Origin of the sequence: Corynebacterium sp. NML 150383, assembly GCF_002285085.1 — a bacterium.
Taxonomy (GTDB): Bacteria; Actinomycetota; Actinomycetes; order Mycobacteriales; family Mycobacteriaceae; genus Corynebacterium; species Corynebacterium gottingense.
In genome coordinates this window covers 51,772-63,899 of sequence record NZ_NSGK01000008.1, presented here as the reverse complement: position 1 = coordinate 63,899, position 12,128 = coordinate 51,772, and the positions used below count along the sequence as shown (strand labels likewise).

Annotated in this window: 13 protein-coding genes and 2 pseudogenes; 5 read left to right on the top strand and 10 right to left on the bottom strand. The window is 63.4% G+C overall.

The genetic code is table 11. The features are described 5' to 3' along the window. Window positions 1-133: 133 nt before the first annotated feature. A complete protein-coding gene (locus CKJ85_RS08910) occupies window positions 134-772 on the bottom strand; it encodes a 3-oxoacid CoA-transferase subunit B (RefSeq protein WP_095278996.1) in 639 nt (212 codons plus the stop codon). Then, window positions 773-1,516: a CoA transferase subunit A gene (locus CKJ85_RS08905; RefSeq protein ID WP_095278995.1), complete on the bottom strand. Its 744-nt coding sequence runs from the start codon at window positions 1,514-1,516 to the stop codon at window positions 773-775. 151 nt (window positions 1,517-1,667) lie between these two features. Here CKJ85_RS08905 and CKJ85_RS08900 point away from each other — a divergent pair, with 151 nt between their 5' ends. Genes CKJ85_RS08900 through CKJ85_RS08890 form a run of 3 tightly spaced genes read left to right on the top strand, consistent with a single transcriptional unit; the run spans window position 1,668 to window position 4,075 of the window. Beyond that, complete coding sequence (locus CKJ85_RS08900) at window positions 1,668-2,435, top strand: IclR family transcriptional regulator C-terminal domain-containing protein (RefSeq protein ID WP_095546245.1); 768 nt, start codon at window positions 1,668-1,670, stop codon at window positions 2,433-2,435. A gap of 16 nt (window positions 2,436-2,451) precedes the next feature. Then, window positions 2,452-3,669 (top strand): acetyl-CoA C-acetyltransferase, encoded by a 1,218-nt coding sequence (locus tag CKJ85_RS08895; protein WP_095546246.1) that lies wholly within the window; start codon window positions 2,452-2,454, stop codon window positions 3,667-3,669. Window positions 3,670-3,682: 13 nt separating this feature from the next. Next, the gene (locus CKJ85_RS08890; RefSeq protein ID WP_143340190.1) at window positions 3,683-4,075 is read left to right on the top strand and encodes a hypothetical protein; all 393 of its coding nucleotides are present in this window, start codon (window positions 3,683-3,685) and stop codon (window positions 4,073-4,075) included. Window positions 4,076-4,078: 3 nt separating this feature from the next. Here CKJ85_RS08890 and CKJ85_RS08885 read toward each other — a convergent pair whose 3' ends face one another. Then, complete coding sequence (locus tag CKJ85_RS08885; protein WP_095554092.1) at window positions 4,079-5,683, bottom strand: sodium:proton antiporter; 1,605 nt, start codon at window positions 5,681-5,683, stop codon at window positions 4,079-4,081. 292 nt (window positions 5,684-5,975) lie between these two features. On the opposite strand from CKJ85_RS08885, the gene CKJ85_RS08880 reads away from it, so the two are divergent. Together CKJ85_RS08880 and CKJ85_RS08875 are read left to right on the top strand one after the other, a co-directional pair. After that, a complete protein-coding gene (locus CKJ85_RS08880; RefSeq protein WP_233127020.1) occupies window positions 5,976-6,179 on the top strand; it encodes a hypothetical protein in 204 nt (67 codons plus the stop codon). 99 nt (window positions 6,180-6,278) lie between these two features. Further along, on the top strand, window positions 6,279-7,259 hold the full coding sequence (locus CKJ85_RS08875) for an ABC transporter substrate-binding protein (RefSeq protein ID WP_233127019.1): 981 nt from the start codon (window positions 6,279-6,281) through the stop codon (window positions 7,257-7,259). Here CKJ85_RS08875 and rplJ read toward each other — a convergent pair. The 7 genes and pseudogenes from rplJ to CKJ85_RS08840 form a co-directional block, all read right to left on the bottom strand. Further along, a pseudogene (rplJ, locus tag CKJ85_RS08870) lies at window positions 7,225-7,353 on the bottom strand (50S ribosomal protein L10); the annotation flags it as partial. The gene CKJ85_RS08875 and the pseudogene rplJ overlap by 35 nt on opposite strands. Window positions 7,354-7,636: 283 nt before the next feature. After that, complete coding sequence (locus CKJ85_RS08865) at window positions 7,637-8,602, bottom strand: serine hydrolase (RefSeq protein WP_095278987.1); 966 nt, start codon at window positions 8,600-8,602, stop codon at window positions 7,637-7,639. 203 nt (window positions 8,603-8,805) lie between these two features. After that, window positions 8,806-9,027 carry a hypothetical protein gene (locus tag CKJ85_RS08860; RefSeq protein WP_095278986.1) on the bottom strand — a complete coding sequence of 74 codons (222 nt, stop codon included), beginning with the start codon at window positions 9,025-9,027 and terminating at the stop codon, window positions 8,806-8,808. Window positions 9,028-9,061: 34 nt separating this feature from the next. Next, a pseudogene (locus tag CKJ85_RS12395) lies at window positions 9,062-9,145 on the bottom strand (colicin E3/pyocin S6 family cytotoxin); the annotation flags it as partial. 242 nt (window positions 9,146-9,387) lie between these two features. After that, entirely contained in the window at window positions 9,388-10,158 is a 771-nt protein-coding gene (locus CKJ85_RS08850; RefSeq protein ID WP_095278985.1) for an ABC transporter ATP-binding protein, read from the bottom strand. Next, complete coding sequence (locus CKJ85_RS08845; RefSeq protein WP_095278984.1) at window positions 10,155-11,150, bottom strand: iron chelate uptake ABC transporter family permease subunit; 996 nt, start codon at window positions 11,148-11,150, stop codon at window positions 10,155-10,157. The genes CKJ85_RS08850 and CKJ85_RS08845 overlap by 4 nt, the downstream gene beginning before the upstream one ends. Beyond that, entirely contained in the window at window positions 11,150-12,127 is a 978-nt protein-coding gene (locus CKJ85_RS08840; protein WP_255396018.1) for an iron ABC transporter permease, read from the bottom strand. Before CKJ85_RS08840 ends, CKJ85_RS08845 begins: the two co-directional genes overlap by 1 nt. Window position 12,128: the final 1 nt, after the last annotated feature.

The window sequence follows — 12,128 nt, the reverse complement described above, 5'->3', positions numbered from 1 at the left end:
TTCGCGTTAACTTTAGGCAGTTTAGTTGGTTCGCGTCAAGTATTGACGTGGATCAACTATCTAAGAATGCAAGAAACGCCCCGCTGTCCACGGACAATGTGGGCAGCGGGGCGCCAAGAAGCGAGGGGCGTGACTACACGGCGACCTCAAAGGGCGCCTCAGTGGCCTCGCGGACGGAATCAACGGTCTCGCCCGGGGCGACCTCGACGAGGGTCAGGCCGTTCTTCGGGTCAACCTTGAACACGGCGAGGTTGGTAATGATGAGGTCGACGCACTTCGCGCCGGTGAGCGGGAGGCGGCACTCCTCGAGCACCTTGGACGCACCCTTCTTGGTGGTGTGTTCCATGAGCAGGATGATCTCCTTCGCGCCGTGCACCAGGTCCATCGCGCCGCCCATCCCCTTGACCATCTTGCCCGGGATCATCCAGTTGGCCAGGTCGCCGTACTGGGAGACCTCCATCGCGCCAAGGACCGCCACATCAATCGCGCGGGAGCGGATCATGCCGAAGGAGTCTGAGGAGGAGAAGAAGGAGCCGCCCGGCGCGACCGTAATGGTCTCCTTACCAGCGTTGATCAGCTCCGGGTCCACCTCGCCGTCCTGCGGGTACGCGCCCACGCCCAGGATGCCGTTCTCGGAGTGCAGGACCACCTCGAGCCCCTCGGGCAGGTAGCCCGGGATCAGCGTGGGCATGCCGATCCCAAGGTTGACGTACTGGCCGTCGCGCAGCTCCTTCGCCGCGCGCGCCGCCATTTCTTCGCGGTTCCAGCTCATTTACTTGCTCACCGTCCTAAACTCGATGCCTGTTTCCTGCGGGCCGACCTCCACCACGCGGTCGACGTAGATGCCGGGCAGGTCCACATCCGCCGGCTCGATCGTGTCCACGACGTGCTCCGCCTGGACGATGGTGACCTTGCCGCAGGCGGCAACGTCGGGGTTGAAGTTGCGGGCCGTCTTGTTGAAGACGAGGTTGCCGTAGCGGTCCGCGGTGTGCGCGTGAACGAAGGCGAAGTCAGGGGTCAGCGCCTCCTCCAGCACGTACTGCTCGCCGCCAAACTCGCGGATCTCCTTCGGCGTGGAGTACTCGGCGATGGTGCCGTCCGGGTTGTAGCGCACCGGGATCTCGCCGTTGGCCAGCGGGGTACCCACCCCGGCCTTGGTGTAAAACGCGGGCACGCCCGCACCGCCGGCACGCATGCGCTCGGCGAGCGTGCCCTGCGGGGTGAACTCGACGGTGAGCTCGCCCTCCAGGTACTGGCGCGCATACTCCTTATTGGTGCCCAGGTAGGAGCCGATGGAGCGGGCGATCTTGCCGTCCTGCAGGAGGAGGCCCAGACCGAAGCCGTCGGTACCCAGGTTGTTCGAGATGATGGTCAATTCGCTCGCGCCCTGCTTGCGCAGCGCGTCAATGAGCCGGGCAGGGATGCCGACGAGGCCAAAACCGCCAACGGCGATCGAGGCGCCGTCACCGATGTCGGCAACCGCCTCGTCGATGTTTGTCACAACTTTGTTCAGCATGGCTCCACCCTAGCGGGCGTTCGACTCCTGCACAAGGGTTCACAAAGCGAACGGTTTTGCGCTATCGTGGGGCGTGGCGCACATTAGAGTACGTAATGTGGCCGACAACATGGCGTCGAAAAGCGCCCTTGACCTGTGCAAAGGAGATACGATGCAAGTCCAAACCGTACAGTCGCTGATCCGCGGCCTTGCGGTCATCCGCGCCTTCGACGCCGAGCACCCCCGCCGCAGCCTCGCACAGGTGGCCGATGCGACGGGGCTGGCGCGCGCAACCACGCGCCGGTTCCTGCACACGCTTATCGCCGAGGGCTACGCCGCCACCGACGGCGCGGAGTTCTGGCTCACACCGAAGATGCTCGAGCTGGGGTACGCGTACCTGTCCAGCCTGGGGCTGCCCACCATCGCGCAGCCACACCTCGAGGCGCTGTCGCGCACGCTCAACGAGTCCTGCTCGCTCTCCGTGCTCGACGGCACCGACGTGGTCTACGTCGCGCGCTCCGCGGCCCACCGCATCATGAGCGTGAACATCACCATTGGTACCCGCTTCCCGGCGCACGCCACCTCGATGGGCCGCGTCATGATGGCCGGGCTTGACGACGCCACCGTGGACCACTTCCTCGCCCGCCCGCTCGAGGCCATCACGCCATCCACCATCACGGACCCGGACACACTACGCGCCGCCCTGCGCAACATCCGCGACGCCGGGTGGTGCGTCGTTGACCAGGAGCTCGAGGCGGGGCTGCGCTCCATCGCCGCCCCGGTGCGCGACGCCACCGGCGCCACCGTCGCCGCCGTGAACGTCTCCACCCACGTGGCCGCCCACCCATACGAGGAGCTCGTGGACTCCCTCCTGCCCAAGCTCGTGGACACCGCGGACGCCATCACCCGCGACCTCGTGGCCACGCACGCCAACGCTTAACCCGAAAGGACCCCTCATGAACCAGCCCGAAATTGTCATCTGCCACCCCAAGCGCACCGCCGTGGGCCGCTACGGCGGCGCCTTCGTCGGCGTGCCCGTCCAGGACCTCGCCACCGCCGTGGTCACCGCCGTGATCAAGGAGTCCGGCATCGACGGCTCGCTCGTTGACGACATCATTCTCGGCCAGGCCTCCCCCAACGGCGCGGCGCCCGCCCTGGGCCGCGTGGTCGCGCTCGACGCCGAGCTGGGCGTGAACGTGCCCGGCATGCAGCTGGATCGCCGTTGCGGCTCGGGCCTGCAAGCAGTGGCCACCGCTGCCGCCCACGTCGCCTCCGGCGCGGCCGACCTGATTATCGCCGGCGGCGCCGAGTCCATGTCCAACACCGAGTACACGGTGGACGGCAAGATCCGCTGGGGCGCCAAGGGCGGCACCATGGAGCTCACCGACCGCCTGCAGGAGGGCCGCGAAAAGGCCGGCGGCAAGCACCACCCGATCCCGGGCGGCATGATCGAGACCGCCGAGAACGTCCGCGAGGAGTACTCCATCGCCCGCCAGCGCCAGGACCAGCTGGCCGTCAACTCGCACCAGCGCGCCGCCGCCGCGCAGGAGGCTGGCCACTTCGACGAGGAAATCGTCCCCGTCTCCGTGCCGCAGCGCAAGGGCGACCCGATCATCGTGGACAAGGACGAGCACATCCGCCCGAACGCCTCCATGGAGTCCCTGGCCAAGCTGCGCCCCGTCATGGGCAAGACGCTTGAGCGCGCCACCGTCACCGCCGGCAACGCCTCCGGCCAAAACGACGGCGCGGCTGCCATGATCGTGACCACCCGAGAAAAGGCCGAGGAGCTGGGGCTCACCCCGTCCGTCGTCCTGCGCGGCTGGGCCGTTGCCGGCGTGCCGCCGGAGACCATGTGCATCGGCCCCGTCGACGCCACGAAGAAGCTCTTCGACCGCCTCGATATGTCCTTCGACGACATCGACCTCATCGAGCTCAACGAGGCTTTCGCCGCGCAGGCCCTCGCCGTCCTGGATGCCTGGGGCATTTCTGAGGACGACCCGCGCATCAACCCGGTCGGCTCCGGCATCTCGCTCGGCCACCCGGTGGGCGCCACCGGCGCCCGCATGCTAGTCACCGCCGCGCACGAGCTGCAGCGCACCGACGCCTCACGTGCCCTGGTGACTATGTGCATCGGCGGCGGCCAGGGCCTCGCCGCGGTGATTGAGAAGGTGTAGGGCCCGACGCCAGTTGCCACACCGGGGATCCCCCGGGATACTCGGTGGCATGAAGAAGTCCCACATGGATCTCCTGATCGGCATCGCGCTCATCGTCGTCGCCGGCCTCGCGGTCGCGTTCCTGTCCGGATCGACCGGCGCATTCACCGCGATCATCGGCGCTGTCGCCGGCGCCGTCTTCATTATCAAGGCCATGCAGGCTAACGACGACGCACCGCACCCACCCGCCGGACAGCCCGACCCGCTCGAGTTGAACAACTCCAGCCCGGCGCAAGAGACCAGCGGCTCGGGACTCGGCGCGGGTCTGGCCGGGGAATACGACTGGGACGCGCACTACCAGCGCGAATTCGGCCAGCAGGACGGCAAGCCGGACGATACACAGGGCGGCAGCAGCCAGTACCGCTAGGCGCTACTTCTTCGCCTCGCGGTAGACGTCGCGCGGGCTCATCAGCGCGTTGCGACGCCCCGCCACGATGAGCCGGTCCAGGTCCGCGCGCACCGCGTCCACGTCCGCCGGGTTGTACTTGCGCTCGCGGCGAGCGCGCTGCAGCTCCTGGCTCGCTGCGGCGAGCGCGATCTGCTGCATGTCCGCAGCAGCCAGGCGGACCTGCTGGAACTTCTGCTTGCGGTCCTCCGCCGTCTCCGGGTCCTCCTCCTCGTGGCTCTGCGAGAGTTTGTCCAGCCACTGCTGCACGATCTCGAAGGACTCCGGGGCGAGCTCCGGGCCGTGCTTCTGCACCGACCGTCGCGCCGCCGCGTAGGCGCGCTTGTTCAGCTCCGCCTTCGCGCGGTCGCCGGCCGGGTCCGGGCCGGACTCCATGTCCAGCTTGCTCACCAGCCACGGCAGTGACAGGCCCGGAAGCACCATTGTGCACATCAGGACGGTCAGGGCGATGACGTCGAACTCGTGGTGGTACTGCGTGACCCCCAGCGGCACTGACAGCACCAGGGCCAGCGTGACCAGGCCTCGCATGCCCGACCACGCCATAAGCAGAACCTCCTGCATGCGCAGCGGGGCGACATTGGTGCGCTTCTGTTTCTGGTTGATCCCGCACAGCACCCACATCCACATCAGGCGGACCAGGAACGCGACGACGGAGAGCGCCACGCCGATGCCCACGGCGTGCCAGAGGACGGTGCCGGCGGCGTCGATAGCATCGCGCACGCTCATGCCGATCAGGCCGAAGGCGACGCCGGTGAACAGCATCTCCACAGTGGACCAGAACGAGGAGCCGGACAGGCGGTCCTCCGCGGTCAGGGGCGCGCGCGAGGACATCTCCACCGCCGCGATGACGATGGCGATCACACCGGAGGCCTCGACCTCCTCGGCGATGATGTAGATGAAGAACGGGAGCACCCAGGTGAACGCGGTGCGGATCACGGAGTCCGGCACGGAGTTCACAAACAGGGCCGCGAGCCTACCGACGATCAGCCCGATGACGACCGCGACCGCCGCCGCGTAGAGAAACTTCAGCAGGCCGTGACCGAAGTCGATCTGGTTATCCGCCACGAGCGCTGCGACGGCGAGGTTGAAAGTGACGATCGACGCGGCGTCGTTAAACAGCCCCTCCGTTTGCAGCGTGCCGGTGATGCGTTTCGGGATGCCGGCGGGCCCGGCCACCGCCTCCACCGCGACCGGGTCGGGCGGGGCGATTGCCGCGGCGAGCACCACCGCGGCCGCGAGACTGATGCCGGGCAGGAGCCACATGGCGGTGGCGGTAAGCGCCGCGGTGGTGAGGAAGACGAGGATCACCGACATGGTGACCACCACGTTGAGCTGCGAGCGGATCATGCCCCAGCTGGTGTGGCGCGCGAGCGACCAGAGCAGCGGCGGCAGGAAGATGGGGAGGATGATTTCCGCCGGGATTGTCACCACCGGCACGCCGGGGATGAAGATGGCGGCCGCCACGACGATGGTGAGCAGCGCCGGCCAGGGCAGGCCGGTGCGCTCGCCTACGGCGGCGACGAGCACGGTTGCGAACAGCAGGGCGATAACGGCAATCAGGACTTCCACAGTCCTGATAGTAGTGGGCGCTCGCCGGAGGTGTTCGCGGAACTAGATGGGCTCTAGTGCCCGCGCGCCTGGTTCAGCGCCTCGCCGTCCTCGGTGTAGACCCGAACAGCAATAATTCATACAGCCGGGCTGCTACAGTCGGGTCGGCACCGGTGACGGTGGCGGTACCAAACTCGGAACGGGGCAGTACCGAGTCTTCACCGAGTCTTCGGAACACCGGTACCAAAACCCACAGCCGGCACGCCCGTACGCGCTGCTCGCGCACAACAGCTCGACGGAGTTCGGTACTGACGTGGCTGCTGCCCTCGACCGACCGGTCTCGTCAATTGCGACGAAGTCCGTCATCACGGTGAGCGTCAACGACGACCTCGGCCGCATCTCGGCTGTTCTTGCAGACAAGCACCTGAGAAAGGCCCCCTTCGTTGGCATCATCAATCGCTCCGACATCAACCGCTACCTCGTCTCGACGTTTGTCGCTCCCGTCCCGAGTGCATAGACAGGGATTGCCCGTGAGGTAAGGCATGCCTTAAAATGCATCCTTTAGGTTAGGCAGGCCTAACTGGACATTCTTCATTTACCTACGGAAGGTGCAACCTTGGCACTCTTTACCTCTCGCCCCTTCAAGGCAATCGCCGCCACTGTCACCGCGGCATTCATGCTTGCCAGCTGCTCGAGCGAAGCAAGCAGCCCAACAGCCGCTCCCGAAGCTTCCGATGCCAACGGGTCAGACGAGCGCATCGTGGCACTGGGTCTTGGCGACGTCGATACGCTCCTTGCCCTGGGCGAGCAACCAGTTGGTTACGCCACCTGGGAGCAAGAGGGCTCGGGCGATCCCTCCGGACTTGGACCGTGGGCCAAGGACAAGCTCACGGTCAACCCGAACCCAATCCGTGATACCACCACCGAATTCAGCACCGACACTGCGGAAAAGGTGGCGTCGCTCAACCCGACACAAATCATTGCAGTAAACAGCGGTCTCGAGGACGACAAGAAGGCACTGCTCGAGCAGATCGCGCCAACCACCTTCCACTCGGACGAGTACCAGGATTGGCAGGTCCCTTGGGATGCACAGGTCAAGGAGATCTCCAAGGCCGTAGACAAGGAAGACGAAGGCCAAAAGCTTATCGACGACGCCGAGCAGGCATTCGAAGACTTCCGCGAAGCACACCCAGAGCTGCAGGGGAAGACAGCGGTCATCGGCATGCCTTACGACGGGAAGTTCGGCGTGTACACCGCTGGCGACGGCCGCGGCTCCTTCATCGAAAAACTGGGCTTCAAGATCCCGGAGAAGTTCAACGGTGATGGCTCCAGCTTCTTCCTCGACTGGTCGCCCGAGAACTACGCAGATTTCAACGACGTGGACTACCTCTTCGTGTTGGACCACTACGGCGCGATCGATGCGCTGAAGAACGACGAGAACTTCATAGACCTTGACGTCAACAAGCGTGGCGGGCTCTACTGGCTCGACACCGACACGGCCAACGCAATGAGCATGCCCAACCCCCTCACTATCCCGTACGCAATCGAGCAAATCGACGAGCGAGCTCCCCACGCAGTTCCTGCAGCTGACCAATAGTCAGGCCACGGTACTCGGTGAGGAAGATGGAGCTAGAGTCCTTAAACTTGTTCTTCAAGGCAGCAAGCTCAGCAACATTCTTCGGGTTTACCATGGCACACGCCTCCTGCCCATTACTTCATGTCTTGTCCGCCCGGGACAATAAAAAATTGCCCCGCGCGGAAGCACGAGGCAGTGCGCATATTGCGCGAAGGGTGCCACGTTTCTCCTGCGTGGGCCGATCCCTGGGTGGGATCCTTCGACCTAACCGGATTATCTCCAGTCAAGTGACCGACGGTCTTCGGTGAAACTTGAGCTCGGCCCCCCCCTTGTGCGGGCCGTTCAAACTTCGATGATGAGCTTTAGTGCAGGGTATCGTGCGGCACCAAATCGCGGCCTCACTTCTTCTTAGCAGGGTCCTCCAGCTCGAGAAGTTCGAACGCGAACGATTCAATGTCCGTATACGAGTCAGCTACGACAAACGACGCTCGCTGTTTGTCCGTGTCGAGCAACAGCATGGACGAGAACCCGAACGTTCCGCCGTTATGCCAGTACAGCCCGGTACCTGCGATGTTGTTCCAAGTGAAACGGAAGTTATCCCGCTCGAGCGCGTGTGCGGCGTATCGAGCCATGTCGGTAGTTGTGGATCGCACTCCACCGGAAGGAGCCGTGCCGTCCATCTCCCATGCCTGGACGCGCCAGCCAAGCCAGGACACCCCTCGTGGCTTATCCGGCGCCACAGTGCCGGGCAGTGCCACGTAGGTCTCCCCCATTCCTAGTGGGTTGAGGACGCGCTGCTTGATCAGCCCGGGGTAATTAGTTCCCGCACTTTCAGCCAGCAGAAGCCCAAGCAGGTCATGGCCGAGGTTTGAATAATTTTCGGTGCCACGTCCTTCCACCTGTGCTGCCACCGCTTGGTCGACAACATCGTCAACCGTGATGCCCACGTCTGGATTAAGGCCCAGAACTGCCCTGACCTTGTTGCTCAGTTTTTGCTTTCCCGTTCGCGGCAAGCCCGAAGTGTGGTTGGCTAGTTCTTCCAGCGTCACCGGCGACACTGGGGTACCGCTTACCCGCTCCCCAAACACTTCCTCCACCGTCGTGCCGGGCGTAGCCTCACCCAGTTCGATCGCTTGCTCCAAAAGATCGGCGTTGAATGTCTTCGTAACTGACCCGATCTCGAATTCGGTGTGCTCGTCCGCGCCGAGTCCAGCGAAAAGAGCCTTCCCGTCTTCGAAGACAAAAGTCGCAATATTGTGAAGCGGGTAGGCGTTGTCACCCGCTTCCGCGACCAACGCCGCGAGCACACCCGCCAAACGCCGATCGCCTGTTTGGACCTGGGAGAGAGCGACACGCTTCAGCATGCCAACCAGTTATACCGGCGCTGCTCGCGTTTTACAGCAGACAATCTTTCTCTGTCTTAGGCTTCCCGTCAGCCGTCGACTTTCTACTGTCGGCCGTGCCTCGGTGCCTCTTACTCGCCGCGCAGTCACGCTTTTCCACTTAACCGAAAAATGTCTCGTACAGCTGCAAGAGACATCGAGAAGTCACGAAACCTTGTTTCTTCTTATGAGGTCTGCCGCTGGGCCCGGCGGTGGTCGAGGATCTCCTGCAGGGCGGAACCGTCCCTCGCCCATCGTGCGTATTCCTCTGACGTGAAACCAAGGAAGGCATCGAGTGAAAGGTTCTCGCTCCTTGAAACATCGTCGTGCCATGCATCGACCCAGTCGTCGACATCGTCCGGGCGCGCATCCTCATCGAGACACGTGTCCACATACGTCTTGATCATCGATCCTCCTCCCTTTCACAGCCGGTCCAATGAGTTACCCTGAAACCACGTCGAACACTCCAACGTGCTTTCCTTGCAGGTGATAGCTCTCAATATGACCATGCAAGGGGTCATACTCGAAATTACGCTTGGCTTTCCGATCCCTTCAACGAGGTGCGCCACGCCCGCGGGTTTTTCCAAACTGTCGACAAGGCTCTTCCTCGGTCGATGAATATAACTAGCGGCCACAACGCTCCCCTTTCCATTTGCATGATTAGAGGGTTAAGTAGCAAAAAGTGTGTCTGAATCTCAGCATTATTGCTGATCATGCTGGGTAAATCGGGCAAATACAGCTCTAAGCTGCAAAGATTGTCTTGGCGTCTACCAAGGGACGACCAGTGGGCCACCGCTCACTGGGTCTGACGCCACGACCGCGGGGAGATCAAAAACGCGGCTCAGCAAAGACTCCGTGACCACCTCGGCAGGCGCACCGACCGCACGAACCTCGCCGCGCTGCATCACGATCAGCTGATCTGAGTAGCGTGCGGCGAGGTTCAAATCATGCAACACCATGAGCACAGTTCGCCCCTCCTGATCAGCGAGGCGACGTACAAGCGACAAGACCTCGACGGAGTGAGACAAATCGAGGTACGTCGTCGGCTCGTCCAAAAATACAAGCGGAGTGTCCTGCGCTAAGACCATCGCGATCCAGGCGCGCTGGCGCTGTCCGCCAGAAAGCCGTTCGAGTGGACGTTCTGCAAACTCCGCAATATTGGTCAGCTCCATCACTGCATCGACCGCATGCGCATCCTCCGCAGAGGCCTGCCGTAGCCACGACTGATGCGGGTGACGCCCGCGACTGACTAAGTCACGGACCGTGAGTCCTTCGGGTGCGACAGGTGCCTGTGGCAATACTGCAAGCTGTCGCGCAATCTCGCGGCGCTTCAGTTTCGCCGTGTCCACGCCGTTGATCGTTACCGTGCCACCATCGCGCGCAATAAGCCCAGCGGTAGCTCGCAACAGCGTTGACTTGCCGCAACCGTTCGGGCCGATGATCGTGGTGACGCCGCCCTGAGGCACGTCGAGATCAATGCCATCAACGATGACGGTAGCGCCATAACTCACCTTGAGATTTCGAACTTGAAGCATCATACGGACACCTTTCGTGTTGCACGTAGCAGCGTGTAGAGCAGCGCTGTGCCACCAATCGCAGTTGTAGCTATACCTACCGGCAGGTTCCCGGGCACCAGGGTGCGCACTGCTAAGTCAGCGCCGGACACGATCGCCGCACCGACGAGCATCGCGGTGCCTAAAGTTGGCGTTGCTGCGTGTGTGATCTTGCGTCCGATCTGTGGCGCGACAAACGCCACGAAGGCTATCGGCCCGGACGCCGCGACGGCCGTCGATGCCAGCACGACAGCCATGAGCATGAGGATGAGTTGCATTTTCCGGAGCTCCACCCCGAGGCCAGCAGCCGTATCCTCCCCGAGCGAGAGCGCCTGAAGATTGAAGGCTGCCCACCGCAAGAACGGAACGACGACTGCCAGCGCAATAAGTACGGCGAGTGCATCGCGCCAGTTCGAAGACCCCACCGAACCGGTGATCCACGCCTGCGCTTTGCCCACATCGCGATAGTCGGCGCGAACGAGCAGGAACGAGGTATATGCCATCGTCAGCGCATTGATGATGATCCCGGCGAAGACAAGTTGGAAAGACCCGAGACCCGCGCCACGGCTCAGCCACCAGATTGCCGCAGACACTGCCAATCCACCGAGGAACGCACTGAGCGGGACCCCCAGAAGATGCAGCAGCATTCCGGAGCTTCCACCAGCAAGTAACGCAGTCAACGCGAAAGCGGAGGCACCCGAGGTGACGCCCAGAATGTCTGGGCTCGCCAATGGATTCCTCGTGATGGTCTGGAAGATCGCCCCCGCAAAACCCAGCGCAGCTCCTACTCCCAAAGCTGTCACTACCCGCGGCAGACGCCACTCAATAATCACCGTACGAGCCAATTCCGTGGTTTGGCCCATGAGCGCAGAAACAATATCCCGGACCGTAAGCTCGAAGTCTCCGACCATGACACCCCCGAGGGCCGCGGCGAGAGCCAACACCGCAAGGACACCATTCGTCACGAAAACCCGCATCACAGTTTCGCCCCTTTACGCAAGAGGTACAGGGCGAACGGGGCGCCAACAAAGGCGAGCGTGATACCCACCTGCAATTCGCCGGGCCGTGCGATGACGCGGCCAATGACGTCGGCAAGCAAGAGTAGCGAGGCCCCAGCCAGCGCGGAGCAGGGCAGCACCCAGCGGTAATCGGGCCCGGTGAAGGCGCGCACAAGGTGCGGAACAACCAGGCCAACGAACCCGATTGGGCCCGCCCCAGCCACCGCGGCGCCAGTAAGCAATGCAACCAGGACGATGCCCACGGCACGCGCGATGGGGACGCTCACCCCAAGTCCACTTGCCACGTCGTCTCCCAAGTTCAAGAGGTTCACCCGATTGGCTGTGGCAAAGGCCCCCACAAGCCCGAGGAGAATCACCGGGGCGAGCACCGCAACCACCTGCATGTCGCGCCCAGCGATAGCACCCGCTGTCCAAAACCGCATCTCGTTGAGGCTTTGCGTATTCGTCAGCACGATGCCACTGGTAAGCGCACTACAGACCGCGCCCAGCGCAGAACCACCGAGCACGACCATGATTGGGGTAGATCCCAGGCTCCTCATGCTAAGCGCGAACACGAGCGCCACCGCGAGTATTGCGCCGAGGAAGCCCACCCCAACAGTGCCCAACACCGTCATGGAGCCGTGAAAGGAAATAGCTGCCGCCACTGCGAGCGCCGCACCTGGCCCTACGCCCAGCAGGTTTGTGTCTGCGAGCGGGTTTCGGGTGTGGCCCTGCAGCAGCGCCCCCGCTGTACCTAGCGCTGCCCCTACCAACAGGCCGAGCAGGGTGCGCGGAACTCGAAGTTGTGCAATGATCTTCGCCTCGTCGCTGGCCGCCTCGAGTTGTTCGGCGCCTCCCGAGAACGCCAGCGTGATTCCGTCGCGAACCGCGCTCACCGTTGCCGCGAACCCCATTTCGCGCGCCCCGAACAGAAGCGACACTAATGCTGCGCACACG

Coding starts and splice junctions, on each gene's coding strand:
- CKJ85_RS08910 (WP_095278996.1), bottom strand. CDS start 772: ATGAGCTGGAACCGCGAAGAAATGGCGGCGCGCGCGGCGAAGGAGCTG.
- CKJ85_RS08905 (WP_095278995.1), bottom strand. CDS start 1,516: ATGCTGAACAAAGTTGTGACAAACATCGACGAGGCGGTTGCCGACATC.
- CKJ85_RS08900 (WP_095546245.1), top strand. CDS start 1,668: ATGCAAGTCCAAACCGTACAGTCGCTGATCCGCGGCCTTGCGGTCATC.
- CKJ85_RS08895 (WP_095546246.1), top strand. CDS start 2,452: ATGAACCAGCCCGAAATTGTCATCTGCCACCCCAAGCGCACCGCCGTG.
- CKJ85_RS08865 (WP_095278987.1), bottom strand. CDS start 8,602: ATGCTGAAGCGTGTCGCTCTCTCCCAGGTCCAAACAGGCGATCGGCGT.
- CKJ85_RS08860 (WP_095278986.1), bottom strand. CDS start 9,027: ATGATCAAGACGTATGTGGACACGTGTCTCGATGAGGATGCGCGCCCG.
- CKJ85_RS08850 (WP_095278985.1), bottom strand. CDS start 10,158: ATGATGCTTCAAGTTCGAAATCTCAAGGTGAGTTATGGCGCTACCGTC.
- CKJ85_RS08845 (WP_095278984.1), bottom strand. CDS start 11,150: ATGCGGGTTTTCGTGACGAATGGTGTCCTTGCGGTGTTGGCTCTCGCC.